Below are 19030 nucleotides of genomic sequence, written 5' to 3' on the forward strand. Positions count from 1 at the left end.
TAGGGACACACTGCGTGTGTCCGTAACATATTGAAATGATTTGATTTTATAACGGACACAAGCAGTGTATCCCTAGAAGAGAACCAAAAATAACTTTCTGTAACTGCGACATAATATTGAATCACGCCATAAAAAAACGGTATCCCAATTGAGATACCGTTTTTTCTTTAATTCACTTCTTTTATCCGCAATTCTTTCGGTACTTCAAAGAACATATTTTCTTCTAGCCCTTGGAGCTCTTCTAATTCATTAGCCCCTAATTCTTTTAAGCGGGCAATGATGGATTGCACTAATTCTTCCGGTGCTGAAGCGCCTGCGGTAATCCCGATCGTCTTTACTTTATCAAACCAGTCTGCTTGAATATCGGCAGGATCATCAAGGAGCTGAGATTGCACGCCCATACGGGAAGCTAATTCTGCCAAGCGATTAGAATTCGAGGAATTTTTCGACCCCACCACTAAAACAAGATCCGACAACTTTGCCAACTCACGCACGGCTTCTTGGCGGTTTGTGGTCGCATAACAAATATCATTTTTATGCGGTCCTTGGATTGACGGATATTTTTCTTTTAATGCTGAAATCGTTTCCGCTGTGTCATCTAAAGAGAGTGTTGTTTGGGTCATAAATGTCAATTCATCATTTTCCTGCACAGGTAAACGGGCAATATCTTCCACACTTTCAATGAGATAAATCCCACCTTTATCATTGCTATATTGCCCCATTGTTCCTTCGACTTCAGGATGCCCTTTATGCCCGATAAGAATGGCTTTTGTTCCTTTACGGCTAGCACGTGCAACCTGCATATGCACTTTCGTCACTAACGGGCAAGTGGCGTCAAACACTTTTAATTGGCGATCTTTGGCTTCTTGACGGACGGCTTGAGAAACACCGTGAGCTGAGAAAATGACAATGGCACCGTCCGGCACTTCACTCAATTCCTCCACAAAGATAGCGCCACGTTCTCGTAACCCATTCACCACAAAACGGTTATGCACCACTTCGTGACGTACATAAATCGGCGCACCGTGAATTTCAAGGGCGAGTTCGACAATGCTGATGGCTCGGTCAACACCGGCACAAAATCCACGTGGATTAGCTAAAATTATCTTCATTTTTGACCGCTCTTTTCTGTTTGTTTATCTTGTAGGTTTTTCTTTTCGCTCTTAAATGCATCCAACATAAGCAAGCCTGCACCAATACAAATGGCTACATCCGCAATATTAAACACCGGATAATGATAAATATCCCAATAAAAATCGAGGAAATCGACCACAAAACCGTGATAGGTACGATCCACCATATTTGCCAACGCACCGCCAATAATCAGCGCATAAGCCGCATTTTGTAATTTTTGAGTTGCCGTATTTTTCTTTAGAAAATACATCAGCATCAGGGAAATACCGATAGCCAATACAATGAAAAAGTATTTTTGCCAACCACCGTGATCCGCTAAAAAGCTAAACGCTGCACCGTAGTTACGCACATAAGTGAGATTAAATATCGGCAAAATATTCACGCTCTCGTAGAGGGCAAATTTTTGAACTACAAAATATTTTGTCAATAGATCAAAGACAAAGGCCACCGCACTTAACCAAAGAAAGGAGAGACCGGATTTTGTTTTAACCATAAAAAATTCCTAAATAAATCAATATTATGTCGCAGTTACACAAACCTAACCGGGGTGCATTTGTAGGGGCACACTACCTGTGTCCGCTTAATAATCTATTGAGATAATTTGATTTTATAACGGACACACTCAGTGTGTCCCTACATTTGAAATTTCCTGCTTTGTGCGTTTGCCACATAATACCGAAATAAATGCAAAGTGCGGTCAAAATCAACCGCACTTTGAATATGAAAATTTACACTATGCAAAATGGCGAATTTCACCACTACCTGCCACATTTTCCACACAGCGTGGACATAATGCAGGGTGTGCCGGATTTATGCCGATTTTATCGGAATAATGCCAGCAACGCGGACATTTTTCCCCACTTGAACGCACCACTCTCACTACAATGCCTTCAAGTTCGCCTTCCACCACTTCAGCCGGTTTATCAGCAAGTGGTTTGACTGTCGCTTTTGAGGTAATTAACACAAAACGTAATTCATCGCCAAGTTGTTCAAGTAAAGTATGGTATTCATCATTGACATAAAGGGTCACTTCTGCTTCTAATCCACCGCCAATCACTTTTTCATTACGGGCAATTTCCAACACACGATTCACTTCGGAACGCACTGCGATAAGTTTTTGCCAATAGGCATCGTCTAATTTTTCGTTTTCACCTAATCCGAATAAGCCTGTGTAAAATTCCTCTGTGAAGACAAATTCCGCACGTTCATCCTCGGTTTTTGGTAGATATTGCCAAATTTCGTCTGCGGTGAAAGATAAAATAGGCGCCATCCAACGAACCAAGGCTTCTGAAATATGCCACAATGCAGTTTGACAGCTACGACGGGCGAGGCTATCCGCTTTGGTGGTATATTGGCGATCCTTGATGATATCCAAATAGAACGATCCCATTTCCACGGAACAGAAACGCATTAAGCGTTGCACCACGGCATGGAATTGATAATTATCGTAAGCCTCTTTAATTTCGTTTTGTGCTTCAAGCGCACAAGCCACCGCCCAGCGGTCAAGGCTAATCATCTCTTCCGCTTTCACTAAATCACGTTTTGGATCAAAACCATTTAGGTTCGCTAACAAGAAACGTGCCGTGTTACGAATACGGCGATAACTGTCGGCCGCTCGTTTTAAAATTTCATCGGATACGGCTATTTCACCGGTGTAATCCGTTGATGCCACCCATAAACGTAAAATATCACCACCGAATTTATCCATCACTTCTTGTGGTGTCACCGTGTTGCCGATAGATTTTGACATTTTTCTGCCTTGACCATCCACCGTGAATCCGTGGGTGAGTACCTGTTTATAAGGGGCTTTATTATCTGTTGCAGTGGAAAGCATTAAGGATGACATAAACCAGCCACGGTGTTGATCAGAGCCTTCCAAATACATATCAATCCCTTGACCGCTAAATTCAGGACGATTCGCCACCACGGAAGAATAGGTTGACCCGGAATCAAACCACACGTCTAACGTATCCGGTACTTTGCGATAATGTTCGGCATCTACACCAAGGATTTCTTTTTCGTCCAGATCCCACCATGCTTGAATGCCTGATTTCTCGACTCGTTTTGCCACTTCTTCCAATAATTCTAGGGTACGAGGGTGTAATTCTTCCGTTTCTTTATGCACGAACATGGTCATCGGCACGCCCCAAGTACGCTGACGGGAAATACACCAGTCAGGACGATTTTCCACCATTTTTTCGATTCGGGCTTGACCCCAATCAGGAATCCAGCGTACGCCTTTAATTTCGCCCAAAGCTTTAGCACGCAGCCCTTGGGTTTCCATACCAATAAACCATTGTGGTGTGGCACGGAAGATAATCGGAGTTTTATGACGCCAACAGTGCGGATAACTATGCGTAATTTTTTCTACTTTCAACAAATTACCCGTTTCTTGCAATTTTTCCACCACAAGCGGGTTGGCTTCAAATACAGCTTTGCCAGCAAAAAATGGCGTGGTAGAAATAAATTTGCCGTCATTTGCCACCAAACATGCCATTGGCAAATTATATTTTTGCCCCACCATAAAATCGTCTAAACCGTGATCCGGAGCGGTATGAACCAACCCTGTACCGCCATCGGTGGTAACGTGATCGCCTAAAATCATCGGCACGGTAAAATCATAGAACGGATGATGGAAACGACTTAACTCTAGTTCCACACCTTTCGCCGTCCCTAAAATTTCCACGTTTTCAATGCCAACCGCTTTCGCTACGGATTCCACAAGTTCTGTCGCTAAAATGACACGTTCGTCACCAAATTGAACAAGCTGATATTCCAATTCGGGATTAATTGCAATCGCACGGTTAGACGGAATTGTCCAAGGTGTGGTTGTCCAAATTACCGCGGAAAGTTTGCCGCTGCCTTTACCTTGCACGTTAAATTTGGCTTCAATTTCAACCGCACTTTCTGCCGGAAAACGAACATAGATAGACGGTGAAACTTTATCTTCGTATTCTACTTCCGCTTCGGCTAAAGAAGAGGCGCAATCCAAACACCAATGTACCGGTTTTGAACCTTTGTATAAATGCCCGTTTGCAATCACTTTTCCAAGGGTACGAATAATATTGGCTTCCGTCTCAAAATTCATGGTTAAGTACGGATTATCCCAATCGCCCAATACACCTAAACGGATAAAATCTTTTTTCTGCCCTTCCACCTGCTCTGCTGCGTATTCACGGCATTTTGCACGAAATTCCGCCGCTGAGATTTTTTCGTTTGGTTTACCCACCAAACCTTCTACTTTTAATTCGATCGGTAAACCGTGACAGTCCCAACCCGGAATATAAGGGGAATCAAAACCCAATGCGGTTTTAGATTTAATAATGATATCTTTTAAAATTTTGTTTACCGCATGACCGATATGAATGTTACCGTTTGCGTAAGGAGGGCCATCGTGCAGAATAAAGGACTTTTTACCTTTTGAGGCTTCACGAATTTTTTGGTAAAGATTTTTCTCGTACCAATTTTTCAACATCACAGGCTCGCGCTTGGCTAAATCACCACGCATTGGAAAACCTGTTTCCGGTAAATTAAGCGTGTTTTTGTAATCGACTGTCATTTTATTTTCCAATTTTTACTTTTTAAAATTCTTGCTAAAAAACGCTTTTGCGGTTTCAACATCCCGTTCAATCTGTGCTTTTAAAACATCAAAAGAAGGAAATTTCATTTCCTCTCTGATTTTATGGCAGAACTCAACTTCAACCTGTTCACCATAAATTGTCTTAGCAAAATCAAATAAATGCACTTCTAATAATTGCATTACACCGTTAATTGTTGGACGTTTTCCCATATTGGCAACACCGTTAAAAATCTCGCCGGATTTTAACCGCACTTTTACCGCATACACCCCTTTAATCGGATTCACTTGGCGGTGCAAGCGGATATTGGCGGTGGGAAATCCCAATGTTCTGCCTAATTTATTGCCGTGAATGACACGACCAAAAATACGATAAGGCTTGCCTAACAAACTTTCTGCAAGGGATAATTCATCTTTTGCTAAGGCTTCCCGAATGGTAGTACTGCTAATGCGTTGTTCATCCAAACAGAAACTATGATTATCTTCCACGGTAAAACCGAAACGCTCACCCGCTTGTTTTAACATCGCAAAATTGCCTTGACGGTTTGCACCGAATTGGAAATCATCGCCAATGCTTAAAAATTTTACGTGGAGCTGATTCACTAATGTTTGTTCGATAAACTGTTGCGCTGATTGTTCGGCAAAAGTGCGGTCAAATTTCGCGACAATCACCACATCTACTTTGGCTTGCCGTAAATAATAAAGCTTATCACGCAAGCGCATTAAACGTGCCGGTGCATTATCCCCCATAAAATATTCTCGGGGCTGCGGTTCAAATAGTAATACCGCCATAGGTAAATTTAATTCGTCCGCTTTTTGGCGAAGGTGGCGTAATACCGCCTGATGCCCTAAATGCACGCCGTCAAAGTTGCCGATTGTGAGCGCACAACCTTGTAAAACTCGGCTTGCATGATGTAGCCCACGAATTAATTGCATGACCTTACCCAAGAAAATTTCAGAATTTCGGCATTATAGCGGTAAGTTAGTTTTTTGTCAGCAAATGGTGCGGACGAATGCCTAACAAAACCAACATTCCACCATAAACTATCGCAGCCAGTGCAATGAGCCAAGCCAACCAATGAACCCGTTGCATAAAACTCATCACAGCCCATTCATTAATCACAGGCGTGTAATACCACACCAATGCCCCCATCACACAGGCAGCCAATAAAACTTTCACGAAAAAGACCGCACTTTGGCGTGAAAAACGGTACACATCGGACTTCGCCAAACCACGATAAAGTAAGTAAGCATTCAGTGTCGCGGACATGGCAGAAGCCATCGCTAATCCCACATAACTAAAGGGAATCGCCAATACATTAAATCCCATATTACTCAGCATCGCAATAATGCCGATTTTCACCGGCGTTTTGGTGTCTTGACGAGCGTAGTAGCCATTGGCAAGAATTTTAATCAGCATAAAACTCAACAAGCCGGCATTAAACGCCCACAAAGAATAGGAGGCAGAATGCACGTCGTTAAAGGTAAAACTTCCCCGCATAAAAAGAGTGAGTAGCATGGGTTGCGCCAGTACAGCAATGCCCACCGCAGCAGGTACGCCAAGTAATAAAATCATCCGCACGCCCCAATCCATAGTGCTGCGAAAATCTACCGCGCTTTGTTCGGAATTATCTTCCCGATTAACATGATGACGAGCGAGGGTAGGTAAAATCACCGTAGAAATGGCAATGCCGAACAAACCGAGAGGAAACTCCAACAAACGATCGGAATAATAAAGCCAGCTGATCGAGCCGGTCATTAAAAAACTGGCGATGACGGTATCCAGTAATAAATTGATCTGACTGACGGATACGCCAAACAATGCCGGAATCATCAATTTACGAATTTTTACCACGCCTTCATCATGCCATGCCCACTTCGGTTTTACCAAAAGTCCGGCTTTTTTCATAAAAGGAATTTGGAATAAAAATTGGAATAACCCGCCGAGAAAAATACCGATGGCTAATGCTAGATCGGGATTATTCATTTGTGGCGCGAGGAAAAGTGCGGTCGCAATCATGGCAATATTTAGTAACACCGGCGAAAAAGACATCACACCAAACTTGCCCAGCGTATTCAATACCGCTCCGGAAAGGGCAACAAAAGTGACAAACCACAAATAAGGAAAGGTAATTTTCAATAGCAAAGAGGCTTGTTCAAACTTATGCGCATCAGGGCCATCATTAAGCCAATCGGTGAACCAACCCATACCAAATAATGCGGCAACAATAGGCGAACCCACCATCGCTAACAAAGTCACAATACTCACCAAACCGCCTAATGTACCGGATACTTTACCGATAAATTCACGGGTTTTATCTATATCGCCTGTCTTACGATATTCTGCCAACACAGGAACGAAGGCTTGGGAAAATGCCCCTTCGGCAAATAAACGACGGAGAAAATTCGGAATACGATTGGCAAATAAAAAAACATCCGCCGCCGCTCCCGCCCCAATCAAATGGGCGATGACAACATCACGCACCAAACCTAATACGCGCGATAATAGCGTCATACAGCTGACAATCACGCCCGATTTTAAAAGTCGTTTACTCAAAACATTGTTCTCTTGGCTAAAAATTTTGCCTAATTGTATAGAAATTTTGTTTTTACGCTATATTCCACGCAAAAAAACTGATAAAATCCGCCCCACATCGTTTGTGTGAGCCCCTATTGAAAGCGCTTGTAAAAATAACGATGCTTACTTTCGGTTGTGTCTCACCGAAATCAACACAAATTTTCCATTGACAAACGTATAAAAAATCGTCATATTGACGCCCTTTATTTTGTCACACTAATTAACAGAAATTTTAGGAGTTTGACCTTGGCTAATATCAAGTCAGCAAAAAAACGTGCGGTACAATCTGAAAAACGCCGCCAACACAACGCAAGCCAACGCTCTATGATGCGTACTTACATCAAAAAAGTTTATGCTCAAGTAGCAGCAGGTGAGAAAGCAGCAGCTGAAGCAGCATTCGTTGAAATGCAAAAAGTTGTTGACCGTATGGCTTCAAAAGGCTTAATCCACGCTAACAAAGCAGCGAACCACAAATCTAAATTAGCTGCGCAAATCAAAAAATTAGCGTAATGAAAACAGCATAAAAAAAGACCGCACTTTTAGGTGCGGTTTTTTATTGCTCAAAATAGAAAAAAAGTGCGGTGAAAATTTTTTACACTTTCTTAACTTTCCCCTTATCCTTAAATCATTTTATTTGCTGTTTGAGCCTCCAGCTCCCAATGCTTCGCCTTTCTTTATTCTCCCATTTCAGGCATAATTCCGATAATAAAAACTTATCGGAAGGTTTGGATAATGTCATTTAGTAAAGAAGAAAAATTAAAAATGTCTGAATCGGATATTCGCTCAAAATTTATCACGCCTGAAATTCGTAATGCAGGTTTGGATGATCATCAAATTCGAGAGAAATTTTCGTTTAAAACGGATAAAATATTTACAGATGAATAAATAAACTAATAAAGTTATAAAAAATTAGAGTATCTTGATAATGAAAAAAATAAGTGAGAAAAGCATAGATAATAAATGTCAAATATTTACTCCTAAAAATTATGTAAAAGAGCTTTTAGATTCTATTGGTTACCGTAAGAATATAACAAATAAAACAATTTTAGAAAACTCTTGTGGAAATGGAAATATTCTTATTGAAATAGTTAAAAGGTACATTCATGAAGCGTGTGAGTTAAAATATTCTAAAGAGAAAATAAAAATTGGATTAGAAAAAAATATTTATGGATTTGAAATTGATGAAAAGCAATTTAAAAAATGCATTTTTAATTTAAATCATATTGTCAAGAAAAATAACATAGAAAAGATTGAATGGAAAATTTATAACGAAGACTATTTAAAAAGTGAAATAAATATAAAATTTGATTTTATAGTAGGGAACCCACCATATATAAATTATAGAGATTTACCATCAGAAGAAAGAATTTTTATTAAAGAAACGTATGAAACATGCAAAAATGGGAAATTTGATTACTGTTATGCATTTATTGAACGCAGTATAAATCTTTTATCAAATGAAGGAAAAATGTCATATCTAATACCTAGTAGTATATTTAAAACAGTTTTTGGTAAAAAACTTAGAATATTTATGAATCAGTATCTTGTTCAAATAAAAGACTATACAAAGGAAAAAATATTTGATAATGCATTAGTGAAATCAGCAATCATAGTTATTGATAAAAGTTGTAATACTAGACAAGTTTGTTATTTAGATATAAATAGCGATTATAAAATTTATATTCCAAAAACAAGAATGAAAGAAAAGTGGATTTTTTCTGATGAATTTAACATAGGTGGAAATAGAAGATTTGGCGACTATTTTCAGGTATCACACGTAGTAGCAACTTTATTCAACAAAGCATATGTTATTAGTAAAGAAATCTATGATGATATAGAAGGCTATTATAAAGTAGGAGGTATTAAAATTGAAAAAGAAATTGTTATGTCTACATCCTCACCTAGAACTTGGCGATACGATAAAATGGAAAAAATTATTTTTCCATATAAATATATTAATAATCAGTTAATAAAGTTTGAAGAAGATGAATTAAAAAAATTATATCCAGGTGCTTTTGCTTATTTAAGTCAATTTAAAGAAGATTTAATAAGGAGAAAATCCGATAAAAATTCCAAGTGGTTTGAATATGGAAGAACTCAAGCACTTTCAAAAATTAGATGTGAAAAATTGCTTATATCAACAATTATCACAGATAAAGTCCATGTATATAAACTCACTGAAGAATATATTCCATATGCAGGTATGTATATTTCCATAAGGAAAGGAAATCAGAAATATGATTTAGATTTTGCAAAAAAAATTCTTGAAAGTGAGAATTTTATGAATTATATAAATAAAATAGGAATAAATATTAGTGGAAGTTCGTTAAGAATTACATCAAAAGATATTGAAGGATTTAACTTTTAGTGGAGAAAATATGGAAAACCTTAAATATATTATTGAAGATAGTACAATTGCAGAACTTTTAGGTGTACAAAACTTTTCTACCGATGAGGCTGCTATATTAGAATTAGTGAAAAATGCATATGATGCGAATGCTTTAAATTTGACTATGGAATTTATGGGTACAATGTTAAAGATAACTGACGATGGAGATGGAATGGATTCAGAGGATATAAAGAAACATTGGATGCATATAGGAAAGAGCAGTAAAGGATATAGTTTTGTTGATATAAATAAAAATGTGAGAGTCCAAGCGGGTTCAAAAGGTGTAGGTAGATTTGCATTATCAAGGTTAGGTAAGAATGTACGATTACACAGTAAGAAGATTGAAAAAGATGGTGTTATTTGGGAAACAGATTGGAATAAATCAACATTATATTTAGACCATAATATAAAAAATAAAGGTACTTGTATTTTAATAAACAATCTTAGAGAAAAATGGAGTACTAATAGGATAAAAAAATTAAACAAGTACCTTGAAAGAACATATCATGATACAGCCATGAAGATTAGAATTAAATCTAATGAATACGATGAATTTATAGGTTTGCATTTTCCAGAACCAGAACCTGGTAAAAACTGTAGATCAAATATTAAGTTAGAATACGATAAAGGAATTTTATCTATATTAGTATTTTCTGATGAATTTACTAATGAAGCCGAAAAATATTGCCCTAAAATAGATTTAAATAAACATATTTCTAAAGTAAACATTATTGATGAACTTGAAGGAAATGATATTATTGACTTATCAGGCTATGATTTAATTAATAAATTAAATGAACTTGGCAGATTTTCTGCTAATTTATTTTTTAATCTAAATGCGACAAACTATGATAAAGAAAAGTTTTTATATAAATATCTAAATACAATTGAAAATATTGAAAGTGGAGTAATTTTATATAGAAATGCTTTTAGTATCTCTTCATTTGAAGGTGAAAAAGATTGGTTAGGATTAGGAAAAAGATCGAGAAAATCACCGGCAGCAGCATCTCACCCCACTGGTTCCTGGAGAGTCAGAGAAAATCAAATATCAGGGTATGTATTAATTGATAAAAAAATAAATTATATGTTACAAGATCTTATGAACAGACAAGGATTGGATGAAAATATATATTATAAGTTATTTGTCCAAATTATATTAATTGGATTGAAAGAGTTTGAAAGATATAGACAAGATATAGTTAGAGCGATAAATATAAAAAATAAAAAAGAAGAAGAAATATCTACTAATAAAATATCAGATAAAATTGTAAATAATCCTAAAAAATTAGATAAGCTAGACGATCGTGATAAAAAACAACTCATTGATGAGCTTAAATCATTCAGACAAGATAGTAAGAAATTTGAAAGAGAGAAATCGGATGTAGAAGCAAGATATAAATATGATGTAAGGATCTTAAATGTGCTTGCTACGATTGGACTAAAAGCATCATCTATTGCTCATGAAATGAAGACCGATAGAAACGTGATGTATAGCAATTGTTCATATATTATTGATGCATTGAAAGAATACGGACTTTGGGAGAAACTTAACCATCCAGAAAACACAAATAAACATCATAAAAACATTCCTTCATTATTAAAAAGAATGGATGACGTAGGGAAAAAAATTATATCTTTCATGGATACAATGTTAATTGAAATAGAAAAGAAACAATTTAAAACAACCTTACTAAATATTAAAGAGGTTGTTACAAATATAAAAAATGTTTGGGAAAAAGACTATGGAACAATTAAAATAAATATAGACTCCGAGGAAAATACCATATACAATATATCAGAGGATCTGGTTAGAGTTATATTAGATAACTTAATTTTAAACAGTATACAGCAAAATGAAACTAATTTTGAATTAAAATTATCAATTAAAATAATTAAACATAATGAATTTATTCTTATAATTTATTCAGATAATGGAATTGGACTAGATCACAAATATGTAGTTAATCCTTTTAAGATATTAGAGGTACATGAAACAACACGCAATAATGGGCATGGTCTTGGGATGTGGATTGTCAATAACACAATAACTATGACAGGAGGGGAAATAAAAAAAATAGAAGGAAGTAATGGGTTTAAAATTGAGTTTACTTTAGGGGATAAAAGCTAATGGAAAAAATAAAAATTGTTTATATTGATGATGTTCCAGATGCAGCATTATCAAGTTATTTAGACAAATATAAAATTGAAGGCTATCAGATTGAGTCAATAGATATAGAATTTGATCCTAAAAATGGATATGAGAGTCTTATACAAAATAATGACGTCTTATCTGCAAATATAATTTTTATTGACTCTAGACTATTTGAGAATAGAGATCCAACTCAAAGAAAATTTACTGGAGAAGAATTTAAACTAATATTTAAGAAAATATTTCCCTTTATAGAAGTTATTGTAATAACTCAGAATACTATCCAAGATGGATACCAAACTATTGCGAAATATAACTCAAAAAATCAAAAAGACGCTAATGAATATTATAGTTCGATTATTCCTTATAAAATAAAAGAAGCGATAAAAAACATTAATGAGTCACGAAAAATAATGGATATTATTAGGAACAATCGCTCATGGGATAATTACTTTTTTGTTGAAAAGCTTACTAATTCATTAAACGGAATTGTCTCATATGATGAACTTAAAAAAGAGGATATTGATAATATTGTAAGTTTATTTAAAGAGATTAAAGGTAGTATAGATGACTGATTACAGAAACACAGAATATTGTCCCAATTTAAATAATATTCTGGTATCGAAGCAAAGTGTAAAGAGTTTAATTTTAAATGATCATCCTAGGGCAAAAGACATGCATACTTACATAAGTAATAATAGTTATAACTATAAAAATGTATTTTTAGAAGCCTACAATCACAAATGCTCATATTGTGGAGTGTCAATTGAACTATTACCCAAACGTTACTTTGAAATAGATCACTTCTTATATAAAAAATCTCCTAAATTTAAGACAAAGGCAAACGCTGGAAATATAGATAACCTTGTACTGGCTTGTCATGACTGTAACCATAATAAACTTGATTTTGATGTTGAAAGTAATAATTGTGTTAATTTACATCCAGACTTGAGCTCCATAAAAGATACATTTACTAGAGACGATAAGTATTATATAAGAGTATCCCCCAAATTTCTAGGAAATATACACATAGAGGAATTTTATAGAAAGTTAAAACTTGATTCTGAAGTTCATAGATTAGACTATTTATTAATGAATCTTATAGGTTTCCAAAAAAAGTATAAAAGCAATACAAATTTATATACAAAACTTGGAGAAGTAATTCAAATTTTAAGAGTAACAAGAAATACATTCTGATGACTAAAGTCTAGAAGATAAAACCTAATCTAGTTGTTTACTCTTAAGGTTCAATTAACGTCAGATTGGTTTTTTCTTCTACAGCTAATCTTCCACACAATTTTACCTTATCTTATATCCAATAAAAATGGCAGCAAATCGCTATTTTTGCAGCCATGTTGATTATGGTAGTTCTGAGTTTGTTGGATTTTCACTACTACTCGCCTTTCTCCGCTTCCCAATATTTTTCGTATCCTTGTGCCGCAATTTCACTTTTTTCTTCGCCGCCTCTTTTTTCTTTTCTTCCCGTTTTGTTTTGATACGGGCCTTTTGTTTTTTACTCACCGATTTAATTTCACCGTCTTTCGGTGGTTTGGTGCGGGGTTCCAAGCCTTCCAAAACACGGGCTTTTAATATTTCTTCCGTATAACGCTTAATTTTGCCGAGTAATTTATAATCGTGGGCTTCCACAAAAGATACCGCAGTGCCTTTTTTGCCTGCTCGAGCGGTGCGCCCAATACGGTGTAGATAAGTATCCGCACTATATGGCAAATCAAAATTCATCACATGGCTGACATCATCAATATCAATACCTCGAGCCGCTACATCCGTTGCCACTAATACTGTCACCACACCCAATTTTAATTTATCAATGGCATTATTACGTTGGGTTTGAGCCATTTCACCTTCCAAGTAAGCGGAACGAATACCCCGTTTACGCAAGGTTTCGGAAAGTTCTCGGGCATTTTCACGGCGACGCACAAAAATAATGCCTCGGCTTACTTTTTCTGTTTCAATAAAACGAGCCAATAATTTCACTTTGTGTTCATAACTATCGGCGTGGTAATACCACTGATTGATTTTTTTCCGTTCACGGCGGCTTGGTTCGGCATCTACTTGCACGGGATCATTAAGCAGACGTTCGGCAAAATCCACCAATAATTCCCCCTCTAAGGTTGCTGAAAATAATAAGGTTTGTTTACGCCAACGGGTTTCCGCCGCAATTTTTTCCGCATCTTGTCCAAAGCCCATTTGCAACATTCTGTCTGCTTCATCAAAAATTAAGATTTCCACCGAACGACAATCAAAATTCTCTTCTTGAATATATTGCAATAAACGCCCTGGGGTCGCCACCACCAAATCTTGATTGGTATTGAAAACTTCACCATGGTTTTGATAGGCCACACCGCCGGTGATGGTAGCGATGTTTAAATGGGTAAATTGTGCTAATTCTTCCGCCTGTTGTGCCACCTGCATCGCCAGCTCACGGGTTGGGGTTAATACAAGAATACGTGGCGGGCCGGGTTTACGACGTGGATAATCAAGCAGATGTTGCAATGCCGGTAAGAGAAATGCTGCCGTTTTTCCTGTTCCCGTTGGGGCAGAACCTAACACATCACGGGCTTCCATTGCTGCCGGAATCGCATTCAATTGAATCGCTGTTGGACGTGAATACCCTTTTTTTTCAAGCGCTTGAAGAAGTTCAGGGGAAAGATCGAATTGTTCAAATTGGGGAAAATTCATTATTGTATGGTTATTTGTTAAAATTGGCGCAAATTATACCTGAAAAGCCTCGAAATGACTAAAAATAAACAGGAAAGTGCGGTCAATTTAAGAAATATTTATGAGTAGTTTCACCTTTAAACAATTTCACATTAATCAGCAACATTGCGCAATGAAAGTAGGTACGGACGGTATTTTACTGGGGGCGTGGGCTGACACAAATCATTGTAAAAATATACTGGATATGGGAAGCGGAACAGGCTTGCTGGCATTAATGCTTGCACAACGCAGTACGTCAGATTGCCAAATTCATGCCGTTGAATTAGATCCTGCCGCCGCACAACAAGCACAAGAAAATATTACGCTTTCACCTTGGAAATCACGTATAAATTTGGTTCAGGGAGATGTGCAACATTTTTTATCCGACACAAAAGAAACCTTTGATCTCATTGTCGCCAATCCTCCCTATTTTGAACAAGGCGTGGAATGTAAAAACGAAGAACGAGAGTTAGCCCGTTATACTACACAAAGTCATTTAGATTGGCTAACCTGGGCGGCTAAACGCTTATCTGAAAAGGGAAAAATCAGTTTTGTGTTACCCTATGAAGCAGCAAAAACCCTCGAAAAACTGACCGCTCTTTGTTGTGTCAAACAAACGGAAGTCATCACAAAAATCGGAAAATCGCCACAAAGAATGTTAATCACCTTTTCCAAACAATCACAAAAATTAGTGCATGAGCAAATCGTGATTTACGATGAAAAAAACCGTTATACCAAGGAATTTACCGAATTAACGAAGGATTTTTATTTGAAATTTTAATAATAAAGGCAGCCTTAAATTCCCAAGGTTGCCTTTATTCTCTCTAAAGTGCGGTTGTTTTTTTTCCTTATTTTGACAATTTCGTCCAGTTGTAATAACCGTAAAGGGAGTTCAGTAAATACGCACTGTACATTAAATACATCGCCGGTGTTTCCGCCCATAAAATAATAGAAAGAATATTAAGGACAATCCACAACAGCCATTGTTCACGATAACGCAAAATCATCAGCAACTGGGCTGCCACCACGATAATGGTCGTTAAGCCGTCTAACCCAGTTGAACTTCCGCCCGCCGTCTGCAAGGCTTGAACAAATAAAAGCGTACCAATACCAATAAAAAGTGCGAGGGCAATCCAACCTTGTGGAGAGAGTGCCTTTGCCACCACGCTTTCGCCGCCATTGTCATTTTGCATATTATTTTTCCACATGAAATAGCCGATAAACTGTGCCGGCAAATAGACATAAAGTACGGTGTTCATTTCCCCTAAGAAATTTTGCCCCCATGCCACATAGAAATAGGTATAAGCAAAAATCAAGCCGAAGAAATAGTTACTGATTTTCCCTTTACTCACCAATACCACACATAAAATGCCTGAAATACCGGAAATCATTGCCAGCCATGAATCGGGTGCTTGCACATACGCCCAAATTTGCGCCATGATAAATACCACCAGCCAGACCACTTCAAAAGGCTTCCAACCGGATAAAAACTCCCGTTTAAGACGTTCAGACCAATCCATTTTTTACTCCATAATAATGAAAAAAACCGCGCCATTTTTGCACCGCACTTTGGCAAAGTAAAGCATAGAATCAGAACAATCGCCACGATTGTGATAGAGATCACAGTTTTCATTGCTTTCCCTTTGAATCGGGCTACAATAGCCGCCCGAATTTTAATGAATGAAAAATAGAGAATTGTATGACACCTTTTGCCCTTGGTCAGCGTTGGTTAAGCGGAAGTGAAAATAACCTTGGATTAGGCACTGTTACTGCTTTTGATATGCGTACTGTGACGTTGCATTTTCCTGCCTCTGACGAAACGCGTATTTATTCTATCGCTCAAGCCCCTCTCACCCGCATTCAATTTAACAAAGGTGAAACCTTAAATCATAAAGACGGTTGGCAAGGCAAGATTGTGGATATTCAAAGCATGAACGGCTTGAATTTTTATTTGGTAGAAAATCCGCAAGGTGAACAAGTGATCGTTCAAGAAAGTGATATTTCACCGCTTATTTCCTTTAGTTCGGCGAAAGATCGCCTCTTTTCCGCACAGTTAGATCGTAGCCATCATTTTGCGTTGCGTTATCGTACCCTCAAGCACCAACAAGCCCAATTTCAATCGCCATTACGTGGTTTACGCGGTATTCGTGCCGGTTTAATTCCCCATCAATTGCATATTGCCGCTGAAGTGGGCAACCGAGTGAATCCCCGAGTATTGCTTGCCGATGAAGTAGGATTAGGTAAAACTATTGAAGCCGGTATGATTTTACAAAATCAACTGTTTGCCGAAAAAGTTCAACGTGTATTAGTGCTTGTGCCGGAAACGTTACAACATCAATGGCTGGTTGAGATGTTGCGCCGATTTAATTTGCATTTTTCACTGTTTGATGAAGAACGCTGTGAGGATTTTACTATCAGTGGTGAAAATCCTTTTAGCTCGGAATCGCTGATTATTTGTGCCTTAGATTGGTTAGTGAATTCACCAAAACGTGCCGAACAAGCCCTTGATGCAGGTTTTGATTGCCTTATTGTGGATGAAGCCCATCATTTAGCTTGGTCAGAGGATTCCCCTAGCCGTGCATATTTATATGTAGAACAACTTACGAAGGTCATTCCTTCTGTATTATTACTCACCGCCACACCGGAACAATTAGGGCAAGCAAGCCATTTTGCCCGATTACGATTACTCGATCCCGAACGCTTTTTTGATTATGCGACTTTTCAAAAAGAGCAACAAAATTACCAACCGGTGGCGCAAGCAGTGCAATCTTTACTGGAAGATAAACCACTAAGTGCGGTCGAAAAAAATCAGATTTCTCAATTGCTGGGAGAACAAAATACCGCTCAACTTTTTCAAGACATTAATAATTCTAATGAAGAAGCACAATCAGCACGCCAAACCTTAATCCAAAATTTGATTGATCGCCATGGCACAAGCCGAGTGTTATTCCGCAATACACGCCAAGGGGTGAAAGGTTTTCCTCGGCGTATTTATCACCCGATCACGTTAACCGTTGAAAATATCGCTCAAGTGGAAGAGGTGAAAACACAATGGTTGTTGGATTTTGTAAAAACACAACGTGATAAAAAAATCTTTGTGATTTGCCAATATGCGCAAACAGCCATTCACCTTGAACAGCATTTACGGGAGAAAGAAGGGATTCGAGCCACGGTTTTCCACGAAAACATGTCAATTATTGAACGTGACCGTGCTGCTGCTTATTTTTCTGATGTAGAACACGGCGCACAGGTGTTACTCAGTTCCAGCATTGGCTCAGAGGGGCGCAATTTCCAGTTTGCGGATACGTTAGTCTTATTTGATTTGCCACAAAATCCTGATTTACTTGAACAATGTATCGGGCGTCTAGATCGCATCGGTCAGCAAAATGATGTGCAAATTTATGTGCCTTGTGTGGAAAAATCCGCCGATGATGTATTGGCTCGCTGGTATCACGAAGGATTGAATGCCTTTGAACAAACCACACCGATGGGAATGGCATTATTTGAACAGTTTGCAGAATCGCTACAAAAAGTGCGGTCAAATTCAACCGCACTTTCAGAGCTAGATAACCTCATTGCAGATACCAAACAAGCACGCGAAAAACTCAAAATCGCCTTGGAACAAGGACGTGATCGCCTATTAGAATTAAACTCCAATGGTGGCGAACAGGCAAAACAGTTAGCCCATGCTATCGCTGCACAAGATAATGAGGTAGAACTCGTCAATTTTGCCCTAAACTTGTTTGATATTATTGGGGTAGAACAAGAGGATCTTGGTGAAAACAGCATTGTACTTACCCCTACCGGCACAATGCTTGTACCGGATTTTCCGGGCTTAAAAGAAGAAGGCGTGACAGTCACCTTTGATCGCAATCTTGCCCTTGCCCGTGAAGAATTGGAATTTTTAACCTGGGATCACCCAATGATTCGCCAAGGAATTGATCTCATCGCCTCCGGCGATATTGGGAAAGCGGCAATGGCATTGCTGATTAACAAGCAATTACCTGCCGGCACATTATTATTAGAATTAATTTATGTAGTAGAATCACAATCGCCGAAAGGATTGCAGCTCAATCGTTTCCTACCACCTACGCCGATCCGCTTGCTAATTGATAACAAGGGCAATAATATTGCAGAACAGGTTGAATTTGAGAACCTTCACACCAAATTGAAACCTCTTGGTAAAGTAGTGGCTAACAAAATGATCAAAATGGCACGCCCGACTTTAGAACAGTTACTTGTTCAGGGCGAAAAGCAAATCCAGCCCCTTGCTCAATCTTATGTTACCCAAGCACAACAATTAGCAAATCAAAGGTTGAGTGAAGAAATCAACCGATTACAAGCCTTACAAAAGGTGAATAAAAATATCCGCCAAAGTGAAATTGAGATTTTAGTGGCACAACGTGATGAAGCTTTAGAAACATTGGCAAAAGCAACCTGGCGATTGGATAGCCTTCGGGTTATCGTCACCAATAAGGAATAATG

The 19030-nt window shown here is 37.9% G+C and carries 15 protein-coding genes; 8 read left to right on the forward strand and 7 right to left on the reverse strand.

Annotation, left to right across the window (positions count from 1 at the left end; genetic code table 11):
- Positions 1 to 167: 167 nt before the first annotated feature.
- The 5 genes from ispH to murJ form a co-directional block, all read right to left on the reverse strand.
- Positions 168 to 1112 (reverse strand): 4-hydroxy-3-methylbut-2-enyl diphosphate reductase, encoded by a 945-nt coding sequence (ispH, locus tag BKK54_RS03825; RefSeq protein WP_077541652.1) that lies wholly within the window; start codon positions 1110 to 1112, stop codon positions 168 to 170.
- A complete protein-coding gene (gene lspA / locus BKK54_RS03830; RefSeq protein ID WP_077541654.1) occupies positions 1109 to 1627 on the reverse strand; it encodes a signal peptidase II in 519 nt (172 codons plus the stop codon). Before lspA ends, ispH begins: the two co-directional genes overlap by 4 nt.
- A gap of 240 nt (positions 1628 to 1867) precedes the next feature.
- Entirely contained in the window at positions 1868 to 4693 is a 2826-nt protein-coding gene (gene ileS / locus BKK54_RS03835) for an isoleucine--tRNA ligase (protein ID WP_077541656.1), read from the reverse strand.
- A gap of 15 nt (positions 4694 to 4708) precedes the next feature.
- Positions 4709 to 5647 (reverse strand): bifunctional riboflavin kinase/FAD synthetase, encoded by a 939-nt coding sequence (ribF, locus tag BKK54_RS03840; protein WP_077541658.1) that lies wholly within the window; start codon positions 5645 to 5647, stop codon positions 4709 to 4711.
- A 46-nt stretch (positions 5648 to 5693) separates the two neighbouring features.
- Positions 5694 to 7268 carry a murein biosynthesis integral membrane protein MurJ gene (gene murJ / locus BKK54_RS03845; RefSeq protein ID WP_077541660.1) on the reverse strand — a complete coding sequence of 525 codons (1575 nt, stop codon included), beginning with the start codon at positions 7266 to 7268 and terminating at the stop codon, positions 5694 to 5696.
- Between the two features lie 267 nt (positions 7269 to 7535).
- Here murJ and rpsT point away from each other — a divergent pair, with 267 nt between their 5' ends.
- The 6 genes from rpsT to BKK54_RS03875 all read left to right on the forward strand — a co-directional run bounded on the left by rpsT (position 7536) and on the right by BKK54_RS03875 (position 13024).
- Positions 7536 to 7799, forward strand: a complete 264-nt coding sequence (gene rpsT, locus BKK54_RS03855; RefSeq protein ID WP_005548279.1) for a 30S ribosomal protein S20 — start codon at positions 7536 to 7538, stop codon at positions 7797 to 7799.
- A 222-nt stretch (positions 7800 to 8021) separates the two neighbouring features.
- The gene (locus BKK54_RS11725) at positions 8022 to 8174 is read left to right on the forward strand and encodes a hypothetical protein (RefSeq protein ID WP_158074610.1); all 153 of its coding nucleotides are present in this window, start codon (positions 8022 to 8024) and stop codon (positions 8172 to 8174) included.
- Between the two features lie 40 nt (positions 8175 to 8214).
- A complete protein-coding gene (locus tag BKK54_RS03860; protein ID WP_077541662.1) occupies positions 8215 to 9657 on the forward strand; it encodes an Eco57I restriction-modification methylase domain-containing protein in 1443 nt (480 codons plus the stop codon).
- A gap of 10 nt (positions 9658 to 9667) precedes the next feature.
- The gene (locus BKK54_RS03865) at positions 9668 to 11806 is read left to right on the forward strand and encodes a sensor histidine kinase (RefSeq protein WP_077541664.1); all 2139 of its coding nucleotides are present in this window, start codon (positions 9668 to 9670) and stop codon (positions 11804 to 11806) included.
- The gene (locus BKK54_RS03870) at positions 11806 to 12402 is read left to right on the forward strand and encodes a hypothetical protein (protein ID WP_077541666.1); all 597 of its coding nucleotides are present in this window, start codon (positions 11806 to 11808) and stop codon (positions 12400 to 12402) included. Before BKK54_RS03865 ends, BKK54_RS03870 begins: the two co-directional genes overlap by 1 nt.
- Entirely contained in the window at positions 12395 to 13024 is a 630-nt protein-coding gene (locus BKK54_RS03875) for an HNH endonuclease (RefSeq protein ID WP_077541668.1), read from the forward strand. Before BKK54_RS03870 ends, BKK54_RS03875 begins: the two co-directional genes overlap by 8 nt.
- 162 nt (positions 13025 to 13186) lie before the next feature.
- On the opposite strand, the gene srmB is transcribed toward BKK54_RS03875, so the two are convergent.
- Positions 13187 to 14527 (reverse strand): ATP-dependent RNA helicase SrmB, encoded by a 1341-nt coding sequence (gene srmB / locus BKK54_RS03880; protein ID WP_077541670.1) that lies wholly within the window; start codon positions 14525 to 14527, stop codon positions 13187 to 13189.
- 100 nt (positions 14528 to 14627) lie between these two features.
- Here srmB and BKK54_RS03885 point away from each other — a divergent pair, with 100 nt between their 5' ends.
- Positions 14628 to 15326: a tRNA1(Val) (adenine(37)-N6)-methyltransferase gene (locus BKK54_RS03885; protein ID WP_077541673.1), complete on the forward strand. Its 699-nt coding sequence runs from the start codon at positions 14628 to 14630 to the stop codon at positions 15324 to 15326.
- A 67-nt stretch (positions 15327 to 15393) separates the two neighbouring features.
- Here BKK54_RS03885 and pnuC read toward each other — a convergent pair whose 3' ends face one another.
- Positions 15394 to 16065 carry a nicotinamide riboside transporter PnuC gene (gene pnuC, locus BKK54_RS03890; RefSeq protein WP_077541675.1) on the reverse strand — a complete coding sequence of 224 codons (672 nt, stop codon included), beginning with the start codon at positions 16063 to 16065 and terminating at the stop codon, positions 15394 to 15396.
- Positions 16066 to 16244: 179 nt separating this feature from the next.
- Here pnuC and rapA point away from each other — a divergent pair, with 179 nt between their 5' ends.
- Positions 16245 to 19028, forward strand: coding sequence for an RNA polymerase-associated protein RapA (rapA, locus tag BKK54_RS03895; RefSeq protein ID WP_077541677.1), 2784 nt, complete (start codon positions 16245 to 16247; stop codon positions 19026 to 19028).
- Positions 19029 to 19030 lie beyond the last annotated feature (2 nt).

This window comes from Rodentibacter genomosp. 1, assembly GCF_001999285.1.
Lineage (GTDB): Bacteria > Pseudomonadota > Gammaproteobacteria > Enterobacterales > Pasteurellaceae > Rodentibacter.

What these genes read in the sequence shown, in the direction of transcription:
- srmB (WP_077541670.1), bottom strand. Translation starts at nt 14,527, where the DNA reads ATGAATTTTCCCCAATTTGAACAATTCGATCTTTCCCCTGAACTTCTT.
- pnuC (WP_077541675.1), bottom strand. Translation starts at nt 16,065, where the DNA reads ATGGATTGGTCTGAACGTCTTAAACGGGAGTTTTTATCCGGTTGGAAG.
- ribF (WP_077541658.1), bottom strand. Translation starts at nt 5,647, where the DNA reads ATGCAATTAATTCGTGGGCTACATCATGCAAGCCGAGTTTTACAAGGT.
- BKK54_RS03860 (WP_077541662.1), top strand. Translation starts at nt 8,215, where the DNA reads ATGAAAAAAATAAGTGAGAAAAGCATAGATAATAAATGTCAAATATTT.
- BKK54_RS03875 (WP_077541668.1), top strand. Translation starts at nt 12,395, where the DNA reads ATGACTGATTACAGAAACACAGAATATTGTCCCAATTTAAATAATATT.
- BKK54_RS03885 (WP_077541673.1), top strand. Translation starts at nt 14,628, where the DNA reads ATGAGTAGTTTCACCTTTAAACAATTTCACATTAATCAGCAACATTGC.
- rapA (WP_077541677.1), top strand. Translation starts at nt 16,245, where the DNA reads ATGACACCTTTTGCCCTTGGTCAGCGTTGGTTAAGCGGAAGTGAAAAT.
- lspA (WP_077541654.1), bottom strand. Translation starts at nt 1,627, where the DNA reads ATGGTTAAAACAAAATCCGGTCTCTCCTTTCTTTGGTTAAGTGCGGTG.
- BKK54_RS03865 (WP_077541664.1), top strand. Translation starts at nt 9,668, where the DNA reads ATGGAAAACCTTAAATATATTATTGAAGATAGTACAATTGCAGAACTT.
- ileS (WP_077541656.1), bottom strand. Translation starts at nt 4,693, where the DNA reads ATGACAGTCGATTACAAAAACACGCTTAATTTACCGGAAACAGGTTTT.
- BKK54_RS11725 (WP_158074610.1), top strand. Translation starts at nt 8,022, where the DNA reads ATGTCATTTAGTAAAGAAGAAAAATTAAAAATGTCTGAATCGGATATT.
- ispH (WP_077541652.1), bottom strand. Translation starts at nt 1,112, where the DNA reads ATGAAGATAATTTTAGCTAATCCACGTGGATTTTGTGCCGGTGTTGAC.
- BKK54_RS03870 (WP_077541666.1), top strand. Translation starts at nt 11,806, where the DNA reads ATGGAAAAAATAAAAATTGTTTATATTGATGATGTTCCAGATGCAGCA.